This window comes from Aeribacillus sp. FSL K6-2848, from assembly GCF_038004325.1.
Lineage (GTDB): Bacteria > Bacillota > Bacilli > Bacillales > Aeribacillaceae > Aeribacillus > Aeribacillus composti.
The window spans coordinates 2088021-2107178 of record NZ_JBBOQQ010000001.1; the positions used below are offsets into that span (position 1 = coordinate 2088021).

A 19158-nucleotide genomic window follows, 5' to 3' on the forward strand; every position below is an offset into this window, starting at 1 on the left:
GGAGGGAACACAATGATACGCACGGTGAAACAACTGCTGTACATAACAAGAACATCAACGCAACTAGCAGAACAGATGGCAGAAATAGTGAGCGATGAAACGTGGAAACAACAATTTATTCTGTATTTAGAGGATATAACACGTCAATATAAGCTATGGCAATATATTCACTATTTACTTGCCGGGGCATATGAAGAAAGCGACAGTGAAAAGATCGTAACAGCTTCGGTTTCCGAACTGTTGTATGCGCTTTGTTCCAATGAATTAAAAAAAGGAATGTTGTGTCGAAAAGCAAGTGAGATGTTATCGGGAGCTGCACAAAAAGCGGCAGATCACTCATTACAGCAGGCCATTCAATATAGCCAGCTATTTTTTACGATGATAAAAAACCAGCTAATTCATCAAATAGGGAGATAAGCTGTTTGGCACCATGATGTTGAATGTCCGGTTCGTCGAAAATCATCGGTTTGGCGTTCAGTTCGTACATGTACAATTGTCCATCTTTGCTAAGGCCAATATCCGCGGAAAACTCGCCAATAAAACGACATGTACCGTCTACATTGTCATAATACAGAAGAATTGTATGACTTTATCGCACAGCACCACCTTGCCCAATATGAACATATTTTTGTACAAGTTGCAGCCAATAAAGTCGATCAGCTTGAACTTCGGAAAATGATTGGGTTGCTTCAGCGTTATCTTCCACAAGCGCAGCTATTTGGCGTCACATACGGCGAACATTTTGGTTTCGATGACAAATTTTTTATATGTTTTACTGTGTTCGAAAAAGTTAGCGTTCACTCTGTTTTATTATCATACGAAGAATTTGCAAATGAACTTGAGCTTGTAACATATATTTCGGATACGCTTATAACGGAAGAAACAAATCTTCTTCTTTTATTTACTGACCAGAATAGCAATCTTCATTCCCTTATTCGCCATATACCACTAGCAAATGAAAAAACGGTTGTGATTGCCGGGCGAATTAATGAAGGAGAGCGTTTGTTTTCGCATGAAGGATTTGTCACTGGCGGTATGCTGGCAATTAGTTTTAACGGTTCTTCTTTTCGTGTTCAATCATCACATCCGTTTTTATGGGAACCAGTTGGCACTGCTTTTCGAATAACGAAATGCAGCGGAAATAAGTTATACGAGCTTGATGGAAAAAAAGCAATAAAATTGCTGCAACGTTATTTAGGAAAGGAATTTATCGATCGATTGCCTTTTTCCGGAGCGGAATTTCCGTTCATTATTGAGAAAAATGGCCATAAAGAATGTTTATCCATCGTTAAAGTAAATGAGGATGGTTCTATTGAACTAAACGGTTACGTCCATCAAGGGGAGAAGGTTAAGTTTAGCTACGTTCATTTAACGTCATTGGTTTGGACTATATCCGATGAATTAAACAAATTGACGAAAAAATACACGGAAGCGATTTTTTTCTATCGTAGCATCGCCGTACAAGGCTATGCATATCCAGTGCTAGAGCAAATAACGACAACGCTGGAGCAAGTTGCTCCTACTTTTACGCCATTTATATTTGTAGAACTGGTGATCAAGGATAGAGATATACGTTCAGCCACTTTTAGCATGCTTGCGTTATCGGAGGGAAATCAGAACGGAGAGAATAGCAGTGCTTCCGTTTCTTTATCTATTCCTGAGATGTTTCAAGGGGTGATGACGCTAGCGAATTTAATGTCCACCTCCTCTCGAGAAATGGAGAGGCTTCGCGTTCATGTACAAATATCACAATCACTTTTTGAACATAATACAGATATTGTATATTCTACTGATTTACATGGGAATTTTACGAACGTGAATCCCGCTTTCGAGAAAATTCTAGGTTACACAAAAGAGGAAATTTTACATACGAACGCTTTAAAATACATGCATCCGAATGATGTACCTCGTGTTAGCAGACATTTTTATCGAGCTTTGCGTGGAAAAATTCAATATTATAATTTGGAGATTCCTACAAAATCAGGGGAAACATTATTATTCCAAATTAAAAACGTTCCAATTATCGTTGATGGGAAAAAAGTAGGCATTTACGGGATTGGAAGAGATATTACCGAACAAAAAAAGCGGAAGAAAAAATTTCATATTTAGCGTATTATGACCCGGATACCCATCTTCCAAACCGGACAAAGTTTATGGAAATCATCGATGAACAGTTAGAAAAGGCGAAGCAAAAAATAGGAAGCTAGCAGTCGTATTCATCGATTTAGACCGTTTTAAGCTAGTTAACGATAGTATAGGGCATTATGCGGGAGATGAAATTTTAAAACAAGTCGTTCAGCGCATTCAGCATGTTTTGCCAGCTGGAGCGTATTTAGGAAGGTTTCATGGGGATAAGTTTTGTTTACTTTTAACAGAGCGCACCGATTCAGAAGGAGTGTTTAAAACAGCAGCGCACATTTCAAAAGAAGTGATGAAGCCGATTGTATATGAAAACAAAGAATTTTTTATCACTATAAGTATTGGAATCAGCTTCTATCCAAACGATGGTGTGGATAAACATTCATTGCTCAAAAGTGCTGATATCGCCCTAAATAGAGCAAAACAGAGTGGGGGAAATCGAATACAATTTTATTCTGCAAAAATGAATGAAGAAACGTTATACCGTTTAGAGATGGAAAGATATTTGCGAAAAGCACTGGAAAATCAAGAATTTTTTCTATGCTATCAGCCGATTATTGATATACATAAAGGTGTTATTGTCGGAAACGAAGCATTAATTCGTTGGCGCCATCCAAAGCTAGGACTTGTTAGACCGAATGAATTTATTTCACTAGCAGAAGAGACGGGGCTCATTCATGAAATTGGAAGATGGGTATTAGTAACGGCTTGCAAACAAACAAAAAAATGGCAGCAATTATGGAATCAACAACTCTTCGTTTCTGTGAATGTGTCGGCGAGACAATTTCAGCATGAAGGCTTTATTGATGATGTAAAACAGGCGCTAGAGCAATCGCAGCTCTCCCCAAATTGCTTACATTTAGAATTAACGGAAAACTCTATGCTTCGTAATCTTCATTACAGTATTCAAGTAATGAAAGAATTACAGCAGCTCGGTGTCGGTATTGCTATTGATGATTTTGGAAGTGGATACGCTTCTTTTAGTTATTTAAAAAATTTACCAGTAAACATATTAAAAATTGATCGTTCATTTGTTGAGAAAATGCATACAAATTCTTCGGATATCGCGATCGTAAAGGCAATTATTACGATGGGGCACGGATTAGGGCTAAAAACAGTAGCCGAAGGGGTGGAAACGGTCGAGCAGCTGGAATTGTTAAAAATGCTGCATTGCCATCACGCACAAGGATATGCATTGTATCGTCCTGTAACCGCAGAAGAATTGTCAACATATATGACGGTAAGCCACAAATAGAGAATTGGGGAAAGAAAACAACTCTTTCCCCATTATCCGATGTGCGCGCAAATAAACCGTTTTCCGGTATTAAATGTGATTTCAAAGCGGTCTTTATATGTATCTCCACGCTCATAGTAATGTTGGACGTTGATAATGAATTCAGTATTATCATAAATAATAAAATTAACACCAGAATATTTTTTAAATAACAATCCATTATAGCAGTATAAACAATCGTATAAAGAAAAGCCGAGTTCATTTAGCCACTGTACAAAATGAAAAAACGTTTTATCCGAAAGCGATTCGAGCCATTGTTGATAAGCGTATGGAAGCCGCTTTCGAAAACGGACGTGTTCGCCGCTTTGAAGAGGGAAAACTTCGATCCCTATATCGACCATCCCGTCTTTTTGTAATTGGCCGCACATCCAATGACCATGGCGGAAAATCTCTATATTTCCTTCTGTCATTTCCTCAAGTAATGATGCTTCCTCATCTTCTTCATCAAAAAAGATCCACTCGTCGTTTACGAATTCAATCGTTCCTTGTATATAAGCTCGTTTTTGTTCATTTATGCATTGAAGACGATGTTCGATGTTCACTTTTCCTCCTCCTCCTTTATTTCCTGTTTTGCCAAATTGTCTTCCATTTATTCACATCGTTCTTACAATCGGACAATTCATCGAAATGAGAGGTGCTGCATAAAATGGAATCATGCCAATACGGAGAATGCCAAATTAAAAAGAAAGCGAAGGTTAAAAAGAAAGCGAAGGCGGGAAGAACTATGATAAAATCCCTCAAGCGCGAGATAGCTTGGCTTAGCTAAGGAAAAGAAAAGGTATGGCGTTCGAGACGTGTTATGTTAAAAATAGCTTTTTTGTTATCTATCAAGAAAGGATTGGTTCGTATGTGTGGTATCACCGGTTGGGTTGATTTTCAGCGCGACTTGCGAATGGAAAAAGAGATTACCTCTAAAATGACAGAAACATTAGCGAAACGTGGACCTGACGATACAAATGCTTGGTTTAGCGAACATGCCGCATTTGGACATAAGCGGCTTATCGTGGTCGACCCAGCAGGCGGCAAACAGCCGATGACAAGAATGAAAAATGGGTATCGTTATACCGTTTGTTATAACGGAGAATTATATAATACAGAAGACATTCGTAAAGAACTATTAAAAAAGGGGTATACATTCCAAGGGCATTCGGATACGGAAGTATTATTAAACGCTTATATAGAGTGGAAAGAGCACTGTGTTGATTATTTTAACGGAATTTTTGCTTTTGCGATTTGGGATGAACAGCGCGAACAGCTATTTTTAGCGCGGGACCGACTTGGCGTGAAGCCGCTTTTTTATCGGCATGTCCATGATAGTCTTTTATTTGGCTCAGAAATGAAAGCAATTTTGGCACATCCGGAAGTAAAAGCAGAAGTGGACTATGAAGGACTAGCAGAAGTGTTTGGATTAGGTCCGTCACGGACACCAGGGCATGGCGTGTTTCGCGGAATGAAAGAATTGCGCCCGGCGCACGCGTTAAAGTTTTCCCGCGAAGGGATAAGAGTATGGCGCTACTGGAATGTGCAAAGCGATGTGCATAGAGACTCGCTGGATGAGACGGTGGAAAAATTGCGTTTTCTTCTTATTGATGCTGTTACGCGCCAGCTTGTTTCCGATGTTCCTGTCTGCACTTTTTTATCCGGCGGGATTGATTCGAGTTCCATTACCGCCATTGCCGCAACGGTGTTTGCGAAAGAAGGAAAAGGACAGCTTCATACGTATTCTATTGATTACGAAGGGAACGACCAATATTTCAAAGCAAATGATTTTCAGCCAAATGCCGATGCGCCTTGGATTGAACTAATGTCAAAAACATTCCAAACCGTCCATCATCATTGTGTCATTAGTCAGGAAGATTTGTTTCATCATTTACAGGAAGCAGTGATCGTCCGTGATGTCCCAGGCATGGCGGATGTGGACTCTTCGTTGCTATGGTTTTGCAAAGAAATAAGAAAAGATTTTGTCGTTAGTTTATCCGGGGAATGTGCGGACGAAATTTTTGGCGGCTACCCATGGTTTCACCGTCCTGACGATTTAGCGCGGAACGGATTCCCTTGGATGCGTTCGACAGAGGCACGGATGGATTTATTAAAAGAAGATTGGAGAAAGAAATTGCAGCTGGATGAATATGTACAAAAGCGCTTTGGTGAAACGATCGCGGAGGTTCCAAGACTGGAAGGGGAAAGTGCGGAAGATGCGAAGCGGCGCGAATTGTTTTATTTGAACATGATTTGGTTTATGACAACGCTTTTGGATCGAAAAGACCGCATGAGTATGGGCGCGAGTTTGGAAGTTCGCGTGCCGTTTGCCGATCATCGGTTAGTAGAATATGTTTGGAATATTCCTTGGGAGATGAAAATGTACGGCAACCGCGAAAAAGGCATTTTGCGCAAGGCATTGGAAGGAATTTTACCAGAGGAAGTGTTATATCGCAAAAAAAGCCCGTATCCGAAAACCCACCATCCGCTTTATACGAAGCTAGTAAAAAATTGGGTAAAAGAATTATTGCACGACCGCTCATCGATTCTTTATGAATTTTTTGATGCGAAAAAATTAGAAGAGTTAGTGGAAACAGAAGGAAAATCATTCCAAGCGCCTTGGTTTGGACAGTTAATGACAGGACCACAACTATTGGCGTATCTTGGCCAAGTGCATGTTTGGTTCCAAAAATACGGCATTACCATAAAAGAATAAGAGCTGCCTTTGTCGCAGCTCTTTTTGTCTATGCAGTTTCTATGCTTGGTATAAGTGATTTTCTCATCCACACTTTCGAACGCCAACGCCATAACATCAGCAATCCACGCAGCCATTCATCAGCAATAAAGGAAATCCATACCCCAATCAGTCCTAAACCAGCCTCAATACCGAGAAAATAGGAAATGGCAACACTAACGCCCCACATGGACAATATCCCCATATATACTGGAAATTTAACATCTCCAGCTGCTCGCAGTGAACTAATGATAACGAGATTAAACGAACGTCCGGGCTCTAATACTATTGTCAATAAGAGAAGCAATCGGCCTGTTTCGATAATTTGTTCATTATCTGTAAACAATGAAAGCAGCTGTCTTGAGAAAATGAAACTAATCGATGCCATCGTGATCGAGATGACGATGGCGCTGCGCAAACTTTTTAAACAACGTGTATATGCTTCTGTATAGCGTCCGGCCCCGACGAGATGGCCGACAAGAATTTGCGTCCCTTGACTTATCGCAATGCCAAATAAAAAAACAAACATCATAATATTTTGCGTATATACTCTCGTTGTCAACGCTTCTGCTCCAAGCCAAGTAATAAAATACGTAATAAGCATTTGCGCCGTATTGTACGCCAAGTGTTCTCCAGCGGATGGAATTCCGATTTTCAATAGATCCCGGATATGATGAAATGGCAAAGAACGAAGAACAGATAATGAAAATGGCATTTTTGTCCGTTTCAATAATAAAGAAAAGATAACGATCAATCCGATGAGACGGCTGACGGTTGTCGAGATTGCCACCCCTTTTACTCCTAATACTGGAAAATCGAACGGTCCAAAAATAAATAAGTAGTTGCCAATCACATTCAGTATGTTCATGCCGATGGTTACGTACATCGTTTCACGGGTAAAACCATAGCTTTTTAATATAGCTCCAATGGTCATAATGAGCGCTTGAATAAATAAAAATCCGCCGACGATCATTAAATAGTCGTTCGCCTCTGTAAGCAAATGGTTCGATAGTTTCATCGTATATAAAATTGGCTTTCCGAAAAAGAATAGCACACTGCTAAGTACAAGGCCGAACAAAAAGTTAACAGCGATAGAGATGAGCGAAACTTCCACTGCATGCTGCTTTCTTTCAGCCCCAAAATATTGCGCCACTAAGACGGCAGTGGCTAAGGCAATAAAATTAAACATGACAATAATCACAGCAATAATTTGATTCGCTACGCCGACAGCGGCAACAGAGTGATCCGAATACTGGCTTAGCATCAATGTATCGGCATTTCCCATGACCATATATAATAGCGTTTCAATAAAAATCGGCCATGTCAGCGCAAATAAGGAAAGTTTTTTCTGATCGGTGTTCATCAAGACAACTCCTTTAATCATTCCGACTTTAAAACTATATCAAGTTTATCTAGTTTATTGCATAATAAGAAGAGAAAAGAGCGATTTGATTTGTATATTTCCGACATGTGAAAGGATGTTTGGAATGGAATACATAACATTTTCTTTTCCGCCGTTTCCGATTTTTATTAAAGGGGCAGAAAGCGTATTTCCAAAAGGACAAAAACATTTTCGACGGACGTTTTCTGTGTTTGATTTGTTATATGTGAAAAAGGGATGCTTATATATGACAGAAGAAAACAAGGAATTTGCTGTAAAAGAAGGAGAATATCTTATTCTTATTCCGGGAAGAGAGCATTACGGGCATTATCCTTGCACGGAAGAAACACAACTAGTTTGGCTTCATTTTACGATCGAAGGAGGATATGACATTGTTCCAAAACAGTCGTTAAGCTGGCAAAATGTCATTGAGAGGGAAGCAACATATGTCGAGTCGGTTCAATATCGTTTTTGGATACGGCAATATGCGAAAGTAAAGCAAAGGGAACGCATCGAACAATTGCTTCAACAATTAGTCGAGCTGAATGAGGAAAGAGATCCAGATCGTTCATTAAAGCAATTACTCTATTTTGTTGAATTCATTTGGCAATTGCAAAAACAGGAGCTGCATATTCCAAGCGCTTCTGAAAAAGTGTGTGCCGAAGCGGTTGCTTACATCGAACGGCATTATGCTGAACCGATTACGATTCAGCAGCTCGCCCAATCATTACGATTTCATCCTGACTACATTACCCGTTGCATGCAAAAAACAATTGGCATGAGTTTTGTGCAATATTTGAATTATTATCGCTTGTCAAAAGCAAAAAAATGGTTGGCAGAAACGAATGAAACGATTGAAGCGATTGCCAAGAGAGCAGGAATTGAAGATGGCGCCTATTTTTCAAGGCTATTCAAAAAAATAGAAGGAGTTACACCGACAGAATATCGCCGTACTGTGCATCGGATGTAAAAAAAGCGAGAGGATACTTCCTTCTCGCCTTTTATCAATTTTCTACTTGATAGAGGAGAAAACCGTATGGAGGAATGTTTGCACGCAATGTTTTTGCTTCTACAGCAAATTGCTCGTTTGTCCATAAGTTCGTTAGCCGTTTTCCTTTAAGAGACAATGGGACCGTGACTTCAATATTTTTGTTGTTATTGTTGATCATAACTAAAATCGTTTCGTGCTTGTATGTTTTCGTATATATTAAATGATTTGTTTCATTATTTGCATCAATAAATGTAATATTTCCTCGACTTCCAAGAGCAGGATGAGTCTTGCGAAGCGAAATGAGTTTTTTCACATGTTCTAATATATCGCGGTTTTGTTTACTTTCATCCCAAATCATACATTTGCGGCATCCTGGATCTTGCCCACCTGTCATACCAATTTCGTCACCATAGTATATGCATGGAGAACCGGTAAAAGAGAGTTGGAATAAAAATAGCAGTTTGACTTTTCGTACGTCATTGTTACATGTCGTTAAAATTCTTGGTGTATCGTGACTGCCAAGCAAGTTAAAAGCGACTTCATTGACGTTTGCTGGGTAAGAATGCAGAACGTTCATAATTATATTAGCAAATTGTTCAGCACGGATTTCGTCTTTGGCGAAAAAGCGGATAACGCCATTCGTAAATGGATAATTCATGACAGCATCAAATTGATCGCCTCGAAGCCATGGCATTGCATCGTGCCAAATTTCTCCGAGAATATAAACATCCGGTTTGATTGCTTTCACCGCTTGACGGAATTCTCGCCAAAATTGGTGGTCTACTTCGTTTGCTACATCTAATCGCCATCCATCGATATCAAACTCGCGAATCCAATATGTTGCTACATCTAATAAATACTGCTTTACCTCAGGATTTTCCGTATTTAACTTTGGCATTTGCTCAACAAATGCGAACGTATCATAGTTTGGTCTTGGGACTGTCCGTAACGGAAATTCGTGAATATGAAACCAATCCTTATATTTTGAATTATTACCATTTTTTAGTACATCTTGAAACGGTGCAAAATAGTAACCGCAATGATTAAATACTGCATCTAGCATCACTCTTATTCCTTTTTGATGGCAAAGATCAACAAGTTTTTTAAATGTTTGTTTATCTCCAAAATGTGGATCGATTTCAAAATAATCTATCGTATCATATTTATGATTAGATGGCGCATAGAAAATAGGAGTAAAATAAATGCCGTTAATACCGAGCTCAACAAGATAATCAAGGTGTTGTATAATCCCTTCAAAATCGCCGCCGAAAAAACTTGTTGGTGTCGGTTCTTCGCTTCCCCAAGGTAGCGTTCCCTCTGGATTCAAAGACGGATTTCCATTTGCAAAGCGCTCCGGGAAAATTTGATACCAAATCGTATCTTTTGCCCATTCGGGCGCATGAAATACATCGATTTTATTTAAAAAAGGAAAGCAAAAATAGTAAGCGGTATCATCTGTTGGTGCCTCGTTGTAAAAACCTTTTTCCGTATATACTATCGTTTCACTGCCTGCTGTTAATTCAAACCCGTAACGAAGGCGGCGGTATGGAGGAACAACTTCAATAAACCAGTAGTCAAACAAATCGTCTGACCCGCTTTTCACCATGGGAGCACGGTTCAGCTGCCAAACGCCGTTTACCCATTCATACGGATCAGCATAAAGAAGGTAAACGGTTTCGATATCATTTTTTTTCGTACGAAGGCGAATATGTAACGTTTTTTCATTGTACGCATAAGCAAAGTTATCTTTTGGACGATGATAAATGGCTTCTTTCAACATTTTCTTTGCCACTCCTTTAACAAGAGCAATCGTTTGCACATAAATATGTTTTTGTACTTAAAGAGTAGGATAATTGAACAAAAAAGTCAAATTTTTATTGAAAAAAACTTGTCAAATAAAAAATAGACGATATAATGAAAGTGAGCGGTGCAATCGTTTTCATGGATAACTTACTCTTTTTTTGTAGTTTTGTGCAAACGATTTCCTAATACAAGCGATTGCGCTATAAGTGAATTAACTTTTAGGAGGGGGATATATGAAAAAAGTTGTTTCATTGTTTATGGTGATGATTCTTCTGATCGGCGTTTTGGCTGCGTGTGGTCCAAAGCGTGATACCGAACAAGTGAAAGAAAATAAAAAGGAAACTACAACAGAAAATGTAAAAAAACCAGAAAAATTAGTTGTTTGGGTAAATGATGAAGAAAAGCAAAAACAGGCATTAAGCGATATCTTTAAAAAATACACAGAGAAAACAGGAATCAAAATTGAAATGGTCGCTGCGAACATGCTTGATCAAGTGAAAAAAATAGCGCTGGACGGTCCGGCAGGAAAAGGTCCAGACGTGTTTTTCCAGCCGCATGACCGCATTGGTGACATTGTTCTCCAAGGTTTAGCTGATCCAGTTGATCTTGGTGATGCAAAAAGCGAATATAACAAAACAGCAATTGATGCGGTTACTTATGACGGTCAAACTTATGGTGTACCTTTTGTCGTGGAAACATACGGTCTATTCTACAACAAAGATTTAGTACCTGAAGCTCCGAAAACGATGGAAGATCTTATGAAAATTGCGAAAGAAAAAACAAATGCTGCAAAAGACCAATATGGTTTCTTGATGGAAGCAGCAAACTTCTATTTTGTCTATCCATTCTTTGCAGGGTATGGAGGCTACGTGTTCCATAACAAAGATGGCAAAGTCGACACAAGCGATATCGGGTTGGCAAATGATGGAGCTGTAAAAGGGGCCGAACTTGTTCAATCTTGGTTTAAAAATGGATACATTCCAAAAGAAATTAACGAAGATATTATGAACGGCTTATTTACAAAAGGAAATGTAGCGACGGTTATTAGTGGCCCATGGAACATTGCCATATATCGTGATGCGTTAGGGGATAAATTAGCGACTGCTCCACTTCCAGTATTAGAAAATGGCGAACATCCAAAATCGTTTGTCGGTGTGAAAACATGGATGTTATCTGCTTATTCGAAGAACAAAGAATGGGCGACGGACTTTATGAAATTTGTGACTAACGAAGAAAATTCACTTCATTACTATGAAGTTGCTGGTGAAATGCCAGCAAATGAAAAAGCGTTAACAAATGAAAAAATTAAAAATGACCCATTAATTTCCGGATTTGCAGAGCAAATTCAATACGGAGAGCCAATGCCAAACGTACCGCAAATGTCACAAGTATGGGATCCAATGGGCAATGCGTTACAATTCATCGCAAAAGGTGATGATCCAAAAGCAGTATTAACGGAAGCAGTAAAAACGATTCAAGATAAAATCGCAGCAAGCGGTGGAAAATGACGTAATAATTTGGTGGATAGAGCTCTCTATCCACCATTCTTATCACGTATAGGGGGGATACAACATGCCTGAAAAAAGGGTGCGGCATAATCCGGTTGTTGCCGTTGTGTTATCGGTCCTTTTTGCTGGCTTAGGGCAATTATACAATCGGCGCTATGTCAAAGGGATTTTATTTATTATCATTGAAGCAGCTTTTTTGATGACGTTTTATAACTTTTTAAACATTGGATTATGGGGACTCATTACATTAGGGGAAATTCCGAAAGTCGATCATTCGATTTTCTTGTTAATTCAAGGTCTAGTTTCTGTCATTATCATCGCATTTGCGGCCGCTCTTTACTATTTTAATATTATGGACGCGCGGAAAGATGCGCTTCGCCTTCAACGTGGAGAACCGTTTCCGTCGCTGATCGAATCTTGCAAAAACGCTTGGGATAAAGGATTCCCATATGTATTTGTCACTCCTGGTCTTGTCATGCTGGTATTTATTGTCGTGCTACCTCTACTTTTTATGGTATCCCTAGCGTTTACTGATTATAACTTATATAATTCTCCACCGCGCCATTTGTTGCATTGGGTTGGGTTTGAAAACTTTAAAAACTTAGTATCCGTGCCAATTTGGCAAAATACATTTTTCAGCGTATTTTCTTGGACGATTGTGTGGACAATTGTCGCTACCACTTCGCAAATTGCGCTAGGATTATTTTTAGCCCTTTTAGTCAATGACCCGCGCATTAAATTTAAACGGTTCATTCGGACTGTATTAATTTTGCCGTGGGCGGTTCCAGCGTTCGTGACGATTCTCGTGTTTGCAGCGATGTTTAACGATAAATTCGGAGCGATTAACCGCGATATTTTAAGCGCATTTGGCGTGATGATTCCATGGATGAACGACCCGTTTTGGACAAAAGTCGCCTTAATTTTGATTCAAACATGGTTAGGCTTCCCGTTTGTATTTGCCTTATTTACTGGCGTGCTGCAAAGCATTTCCCGCGATTGGTACGAAGCGGCGGACATCGACGGAGCTTCTCGCTGGCAAAAGTTTCGCTCGATTACATTGCCGCATGTGCTCTATGCGACGGCTCCGCTATTGATTATGCAGTATGCCGGCAACTTTAATAACTTTAATATTATTTATTTATTCAACGATGGCGGTCCGGCAGTGCGTGGTCAAAATGCCGGAGGAACCGATATTTTAATTTCTTGGGTATATGATTTAACGTTTACGACAAACAACTACAATATGGCTGCAGCGATTTCCATTATTATCGGATTGATTGTGGGCGGCTTTGCTTTATACCAATTTAGACGTACACGTTCCTTTAAAGAGGAGGGGAACATTTAATGAGTCGAAAAACAAAATCACGAATCGAAGTCACGTTGATTTATTTATTTATTGCATTTATGTTTGTTATTATCGCATATCCGCTTCTTTGGACCATTAGCATGTCATTCAATCCGGGAACGAGCTTATATTCTGCATCGTTAATTCCAGAAAAGCCGTCTTTGGAACATTATAAATGGTTATTTACAAGCCCGCAGAGTGATTATTTGCTATGGTATAAAAATAGCTTATTCGTTGCATTTGCCAATTCTATTTTATCTGTCTTTTTTACAGCATTAATTGCTTATGCGTTTTCCCGCTACCAATTTGTTGGACGGAAAATGGGATTATATTTATTTCTTGTGCTACAAATGTTTCCGTCATTGATGGCGATGGTCGCACTTTATATTTTACTAAATATGCTTGGGCTTTTAGACTCTCTATGGGGACTTATTCTCATTTATGTCGGTGGGCAAATTCCGTTTAACGCCTGGCTTGTTAAAGGGTATTTTGACACGATTCCACGCGAGCTTGATGAGGCGGCACGCATTGATGGTGCAGGACATTTGGCTGTGTTTTTCCGAATTATGCTTCCACTTGCGAAACCGATTTTAGCGGTTGTGGCGCTGTTCAATTTTATGGCACCGTTTACGGATTTCTTATTGCCATCAATCGTTTTACGCGATCCAGAAAAATATACGCTTGCAGTCGGATTGTTTAACTTTATTAGCGACCGATTTGCCAATAACTTTACTCGTTTTGCCGCTGGTTCTATTTTAATTGCTGCGCCGATTGCCATCGTATTCTTATTCTTGCAACGTTATTTAATTTCTGGCTTAACAGCAGGTGGAACAAAAGGGTAATAACCGTTATGATAGAATTGGTATTACCCCTTTCCGATGAGTCAAACGATACTAGAGATAAAGGGGGGAAGCTGAAATGGGGAATCGAGTATTCGCTTTATTTATGCTTCCGTTTCTTCTTTTTTGTGCGGTTCCGGTACAAGCTGCTGAAAAAGAAGAACGGACATGGCAAGATGAGGCAATTTATTTTATTATGGTCGACCGCTTTAACAACATGGATCCGACGAATGACCAAGACGTTAATGTCAATGATCCAAAAGGATATCACGGCGGTGATTTAAAAGGAGTGACCGCCAAACTAGACTACATTAAAGATATGGGATTTACGGCGATTTGGCTGACACCGATTTTTAAAAATGAACCGGGCGGCTATCATGGGTATTGGATTCAAGACTTTTACAAAGTCGATCCGCATTTTGGCACGATGGAAGATTTAAAAACGTTAGTGAAAGAAGCGCATAAACGCAACATGAAGGTGATTCTGGATTTTGTCGCCAACCATACCGGCTACCACCATCCATGGCTGAACGACCCAGCGAAGAAAGATTGGTTTCATGAGAAAAACGACATTTTTAACTGGGATGACCAACAACAAGTGGAAAACGGCTGGGTGTTCGGACTGCCTGATTTAGCGCAAGAAAATCCACAAGTAAAGCGCTATTTAATCAATATGGCCAAATGGTGGATTAAAGAAACGGACATTGACGGTTATCGCCTTGATACAGTCAAACACGTCCCGAAATCGTTTTGGCAAGAGTTTGCCAAAGAAGTGAAATCGGTGAAAAAAGACTTTTTCCTGCTTGGAGAAGTATGGAATGATGACCCGCGTTATATTGCCGACTATGGAAAATACGGCATCGACGGGTTTGTCGATTATCCGCTTTACAACGAAATCACGAAAGTGTTCAGCAAGCGCGATCAATCGTTGCGGCCGCTTTACGACGTATGGGAGTATGACAAAACATTTTACGATCGCCCGTATTTGCTTGGAACATTTTTAGACAATCATGATACGGTACGTTTTACAAGACTTGCGATAGAAAATAAGCAAAATCCAATAACGAGAATTAAGCTCGGTTTAACGTATTTGTTCTCTGCACCGGGCATTCCGATTATGTATTATGGAACAGAAATTGCAATGGACGGCGGGAACGATCCGGATAATCGTCGCTTAATGAATTTCCGTACTGACAAGGAAATCATTGATTATATTAAAAAATTAGGGGAACTGCGCCAACAGCTACCATCGCTACGGCGCGGCGATTTTACATTGTTATATGAAAAAAACGGTATGGCTGTCTTTAAGCGGACGTATAAAGACGAAACAGCGGTCATTGCCATTAACAATACCGGAAAAACACGAAAGGTTCATTTGACAAACAATCAACTTGCCCCGGGAAAAGAACTACGCGGACTGCTGGCAGGAGATTTAGTCCGAAGCGATCGCGACGGATATGATCTCATTTTAAATCGCGAGACAGCGGAAATTTATGTGCTTGCGAAAAAGACGGGGCTCAATATTCCATTTATTGCAACGTTAATTGCCATTTATGTGCTATTTGGGTTGTTTTTATATTATGTAAAGAAAAGGTCAAAACAGACAACCTAGGAGGGAAAAAAGATGCTCGAGGATACAAGCTTCGCCATTCAGCCGGAACAAGATGACAAAACGCAAGAAACGCACCGGATCGACATCGGGAATATGCATACATTTTCTCATACGGAACACGTATTTTCATTCCATTGCGACACAGGAATCGTCAAAATTCGATTTTACCGTGAAGATATTGTCCGTATCGCCTTCAACCCTTTTGGCGAAACAAGTTTGTCCACAAGTGTCGCTGTCGTAAAAGAGCCGGAAAAAGTAGATGCCTCCGTACATGAAACCGAGGAAGAGGTGACGTTAACATCGGCAAAACTGACGGTTGTTTTGCAAAAACGACCGTTTCGCGTCCGCATTTACGACAATCATGGACGACTGCTTGTTGCGGAAGGAAAAAAGGGGATGGCGTTTACCTACCAAGGAGAAGTATGCTGTTTTAAAATGATGGATGAAGCTGACCATTTTTACGGATTTGGTGAAAAAACAGGGTTCCTCGATAAGCGTGGCGAAACAATGACGATGTGGAATACGGATGTGTATGCGCCACACAATCCGGAAACGGACCCGTTATACCAATCCCATCCGTATTTTATGACGGTGCGAAATGGAAGTGCGCATGGCATTTTCTTTGACAATACGTACAAAACAACATTTGATTTTCAAACAGCGACCGATGAGTATTGTTTTTCCGCAGAAGGAGGGGCCATTGATTATTACGTTTTTGCTGGTCCAACGCCAAAGGACGTGTTAGAACAATATACGGATCTTACCGGCCGAATGCCGCTTCCGCCAAAATGGGCACTGGGGTATCATCAATCCCGCTATAGCTATGAAACCGAACAAGAAGTAAGAGAGATTGCACAAACGTTTATCGAAAAAGACATTCCGCTTGATGTCATTTATTTAGATATTCATTACATGAATGGCTATCGCGTGTTTACGTTTGACCGTAACCGTTTTCCGAATCTGAAGCAGCTCATTGCCGATTTAAAACAAAAAGGAATTCGTGTTGTTCCGATTGTCGACCCCGGAGTGAAAGAAGACCCAGAATACGTCATTTACCAGGAAGGCATTCGCCATGATTATTTTTGCAAATATATCGAAGGAAACGTTTATTTTGGAGAAGTCTGGCCGGGCAAGAGCGCGTTTCCGGATTTTACAAATAAAAAGGTGCGAAAATGGTGGGGAGAAAAGCACCAATTTTATACGGATTTAGGCATTGAAGGCATTTGGAACGACATGAACGAACCATCCGTTTTTAACGAAACGAAAACGATGGACGTCAAAGTGATACACGACAACGACGGCGATCCGAAAACGCATCGCGAGCTTCATAACGTGTATGGCTTTATGATGGGAGAAGCAACGTATAAAGGAATGAAAAAATTATTAAACGGAAAGCGCCCGTTCTTATTAACACGCGCTGGCTTTTCCGGCATTCAGCGCTATGCCGCGGTATGGACGGGGGATAATCGCAGCTTCTGGGAACACTTGCAAATGTCACTGCCGATGTGTATGAACTTAGGATTATCTGGAGTTGCGTTTTGCGGTCCGGATGTTGGCGGTTTTGCCCATAACACGAATGGAGAGCTGTTGACGCGATGGATGCAAGTAGGGGCGTTTACGCCATATTTTCGCAATCATTGCGCGATTGGGTTCCGCCGTCAAGAACCGTGGGCGTTTGGGGAAAAATATGAGCGCATCATAAAAAAATATATTCGATTGCGCTATCAGTGGCTTCCACATTTATATACATTGTTTGCGGAGGCACATGAAACAGGGGCACCTGTCATGAGACCATTGTTTTTCGAGTACCCGGATGATGAAAACACGTATAATCTGTATGACGAATTTCTCGTTGGTGCCAATGTATTAATTGCGCCGATCATGACGCCGAGCACGACCCGTCGCGTCGCTTATTTCCCGAAAGGAAACTGGGTGGATTATTGGACAGGCGAAGTGCTAGAAGGCGGCCAATACCATTTAATTTCTGCGGATTTAGAGACATTGCCAATCTTCATTAAACAAGGATCGGCTATTGCCTTAGGTGACGTTAAGCGTTCGACAGAAATGCCGGACGAACATCGGACTGTTCATATTTATAAGGCCAATGGTGGCAAAGCGACGTATGTACTGTATGATGATGACGGACAAACGTTCTCTTACGAAAAGGGAGATTATTTACGCATGTATATTGAGGTCGAATATGGCGAAAATTCCGTGCATATCGTAACGAAAAGCGAAGGAACGTATCAACCAAGTTGGAAGCTCTCTTTTGCAATTCATCACGCGACGGAACAGACGAAAGTCACGATCGATGGAAACGAACAAAATGCGATATTTGATCCTCATCAGCGTATCCTACTCATCCAAAGTGAATGAGCATCGAATGGGGGAGTAAATGATGAACGTTACGATAAAAGATGTTGCAAAACGAGCAAACGTGGCTCCCTCCACGGTTTCCCGCGTTATTGCCGACAGTCCGCGAATTAGTGAGAAGACGAAGCGAAAAGTGCGACAGGCAATGAAAGAACTTGGCTATCATCCGAATTTTATTGCGCGCAGTTTGGCCAATCAAGCAACACAGGTGATCGGCATTGTCATGCCAAGCGCAGCGGAACAGGCGCTGCAAAACCCGTTCTTTCCAGAAGTCATCCGCGGCATCAGCAAAGCAGCACATGAAAAAAAATACGCTTTGCAAATGTCCACAGGCGAAAAAGAAAAAGAAATTTACGAAGGGGTTGTGGACATGCTTCAAGGCCGCAGCGTCGACGGAGTGATTTTATTATATTCGCGCATCAATGATAGACTGATGAAATATTTGCAAAAACATCAATTCCCATTTGTCGTCATCGGGAAGCCGCATCAAAAGGAAGAACAAATCACCCATGTCGATAATGACAATTACCGGGCGGGCAAAGAAGCGACGGAGCATTTGATCGCGCGCGGCCATGAACGAATCGCTTTTGTCGGCGGCAATAAGCAATATTTAGTGACTGTCGACCGATTGCATGGTTACGAGGAGGCTTTGAGAGAAGCGGGCCTTCCTTATCGCGAAGACTATATCATGCACGAAGAATTTTTGCAGGAAGGCGGCCAAGAAGCGATGAAAGAGCTGCTTTCGCTCGCTGAGCCGCCGACAGCGCTCGTCGTTGCCGATGATTTAATGGCCTTAGGCGTGCTGAAGACATTGGATGAAATGGGACTGCGCGTTCCCGATGACATTTCGATCGTCAGCTTCAACAACACGCTGCTGGCGGAAATGTCGCGCCCGCCGTTAACCTCGGTCGACATTCATATCTTCCAACTCGGCTACGAAGCAACGAAAAACTTAATCGAAAAAATCGCTAACCCGAACGAACCGATTAAGCGCATTATTATCCCGCATCGGCTTGTCAGACGGTTTTCGTGCGATTATTATCGGAAATAAAAAGCTGGCACAAACGGTCACCCTACACGTGATCGTTTAGAGTCAGCTTTTTCAAATTGAGAAGTTCATTTATCATGAATGGATAGTTGTATTTCTCTGATCGAAAATA

The 19158-nt window shown here is 40.7% G+C and carries 13 protein-coding genes and 1 pseudogene; 10 read left to right on the plus strand and 4 right to left on the minus strand.

Annotated elements, in window-relative coordinates; translation table 11 throughout:
- Positions 1-12: 12 nt before the first annotated feature.
- A complete protein-coding gene (locus NSS70_RS10115; protein WP_328268072.1) occupies positions 13-417 on the plus strand; it encodes a hypothetical protein in 405 nt (134 codons plus the stop codon).
- On the opposite strand, the gene NSS70_RS10120 is transcribed toward NSS70_RS10115, so the two are convergent.
- Positions 374-580, minus strand: a complete 207-nt coding sequence (locus NSS70_RS10120) for a YheC/YheD family protein (RefSeq protein ID WP_339195746.1) — start codon at positions 578-580, stop codon at positions 374-376. The two genes, NSS70_RS10115 and NSS70_RS10120, sit on opposite strands and share 44 nt — an antisense overlap.
- Here NSS70_RS10120 and NSS70_RS10125 point away from each other — a divergent pair.
- A pseudogene (locus NSS70_RS10125) lies at positions 547-3394 on the plus strand (EAL domain-containing protein). The gene NSS70_RS10120 and the pseudogene NSS70_RS10125 sit on opposite strands and share 34 nt — an antisense overlap.
- Before the next feature lie 32 nt (positions 3395-3426).
- Here the strand turns inward: NSS70_RS10125 and NSS70_RS10130 are convergent.
- On the minus strand, positions 3427-3975 hold the full coding sequence (locus NSS70_RS10130; protein WP_340881429.1) for a DUF2777 domain-containing protein: 549 nt from the start codon (positions 3973-3975) through the stop codon (positions 3427-3429).
- Between the two features lie 305 nt (positions 3976-4280).
- Here NSS70_RS10130 and asnB point away from each other — a divergent pair, with 305 nt between their 5' ends.
- Complete coding sequence (gene asnB, locus NSS70_RS10135) at positions 4281-6128, plus strand: asparagine synthase (glutamine-hydrolyzing) (protein ID WP_340881431.1); 1848 nt, start codon at positions 4281-4283, stop codon at positions 6126-6128.
- Positions 6129-6156: 28 nt separating this feature from the next.
- Here the strand turns inward: asnB and NSS70_RS10140 are convergent, their stop codons facing one another.
- On the minus strand, positions 6157-7509 hold the full coding sequence (locus NSS70_RS10140; protein ID WP_340881434.1) for an MATE family efflux transporter: 1353 nt from the start codon (positions 7507-7509) through the stop codon (positions 6157-6159).
- 124 nt (positions 7510-7633) lie between these two features.
- Here NSS70_RS10140 and NSS70_RS10145 point away from each other — a divergent pair, with 124 nt between their 5' ends.
- A complete protein-coding gene (locus NSS70_RS10145) occupies positions 7634-8497 on the plus strand; it encodes an AraC family transcriptional regulator (protein ID WP_013877336.1) in 864 nt (287 codons plus the stop codon).
- A 34-nt stretch (positions 8498-8531) separates the two neighbouring features.
- Here NSS70_RS10145 and NSS70_RS10150 read toward each other — a convergent pair whose 3' ends face one another.
- Entirely contained in the window at positions 8532-10298 is a 1767-nt protein-coding gene (locus NSS70_RS10150; protein ID WP_094245760.1) for an alpha-glycosidase, read from the minus strand.
- A gap of 256 nt (positions 10299-10554) precedes the next feature.
- Here NSS70_RS10150 and NSS70_RS10155 point away from each other — a divergent pair, with 256 nt between their 5' ends.
- The 6 genes from NSS70_RS10155 (at position 10555) to NSS70_RS10180 (ending at position 19049) form a co-directional block, all read left to right on the plus strand.
- A complete protein-coding gene (locus NSS70_RS10155) occupies positions 10555-11829 on the plus strand; it encodes a sugar ABC transporter substrate-binding protein (RefSeq protein ID WP_339192791.1) in 1275 nt (424 codons plus the stop codon).
- Between the two features lie 64 nt (positions 11830-11893).
- Positions 11894-13174 (plus strand): carbohydrate ABC transporter permease, encoded by a 1281-nt coding sequence (locus NSS70_RS10160; protein ID WP_339211495.1) that lies wholly within the window; start codon positions 11894-11896, stop codon positions 13172-13174.
- Positions 13174-14016: a sugar ABC transporter permease gene (locus NSS70_RS10165; protein WP_012749390.1), complete on the plus strand. Its 843-nt coding sequence runs from the start codon at positions 13174-13176 to the stop codon at positions 14014-14016. The genes NSS70_RS10160 and NSS70_RS10165 overlap by 1 nt, the downstream gene beginning before the upstream one ends.
- Positions 14017-14092: 76 nt before the next feature.
- Positions 14093-15625 carry an alpha-amylase family glycosyl hydrolase gene (locus tag NSS70_RS10170; protein WP_090950134.1) on the plus strand — a complete coding sequence of 511 codons (1533 nt, stop codon included), beginning with the start codon at positions 14093-14095 and terminating at the stop codon, positions 15623-15625.
- Positions 15626-15637: 12 nt separating this feature from the next.
- Positions 15638-18001, plus strand: coding sequence for a glycoside hydrolase family 31 protein (locus tag NSS70_RS10175; RefSeq protein ID WP_090950136.1), 2364 nt, complete (start codon positions 15638-15640; stop codon positions 17999-18001).
- A 22-nt stretch (positions 18002-18023) separates the two neighbouring features.
- Positions 18024-19049: a LacI family DNA-binding transcriptional regulator gene (locus NSS70_RS10180; protein WP_340882502.1), complete on the plus strand. Its 1026-nt coding sequence runs from the start codon at positions 18024-18026 to the stop codon at positions 19047-19049.
- Positions 19050-19158 lie beyond the last annotated feature (109 nt).

Coding starts and splice junctions, on each gene's coding strand:
- NSS70_RS10115 (WP_328268072.1), top strand. CDS start 13: ATGATACGCACGGTGAAACAACTGCTGTACATAACAAGAACATCAACG.
- asnB (WP_340881431.1), top strand. CDS start 4,281: ATGTGTGGTATCACCGGTTGGGTTGATTTTCAGCGCGACTTGCGAATG.
- NSS70_RS10140 (WP_340881434.1), bottom strand. CDS start 7,509: ATGAACACCGATCAGAAAAAACTTTCCTTATTTGCGCTGACATGGCCG.
- NSS70_RS10145 (WP_013877336.1), top strand. CDS start 7,634: ATGGAATACATAACATTTTCTTTTCCGCCGTTTCCGATTTTTATTAAA.
- NSS70_RS10150 (WP_094245760.1), bottom strand. CDS start 10,298: ATGTTGAAAGAAGCCATTTATCATCGTCCAAAAGATAACTTTGCTTAT.
- NSS70_RS10155 (WP_339192791.1), top strand. CDS start 10,555: ATGAAAAAAGTTGTTTCATTGTTTATGGTGATGATTCTTCTGATCGGC.
- NSS70_RS10160 (WP_339211495.1), top strand. CDS start 11,894: ATGCCTGAAAAAAGGGTGCGGCATAATCCGGTTGTTGCCGTTGTGTTA.
- NSS70_RS10165 (WP_012749390.1), top strand. CDS start 13,174: ATGAGTCGAAAAACAAAATCACGAATCGAAGTCACGTTGATTTATTTA.
- NSS70_RS10170 (WP_090950134.1), top strand. CDS start 14,093: ATGGGGAATCGAGTATTCGCTTTATTTATGCTTCCGTTTCTTCTTTTT.
- NSS70_RS10175 (WP_090950136.1), top strand. CDS start 15,638: ATGCTCGAGGATACAAGCTTCGCCATTCAGCCGGAACAAGATGACAAA.
- NSS70_RS10180 (WP_340882502.1), top strand. CDS start 18,024: ATGAACGTTACGATAAAAGATGTTGCAAAACGAGCAAACGTGGCTCCC.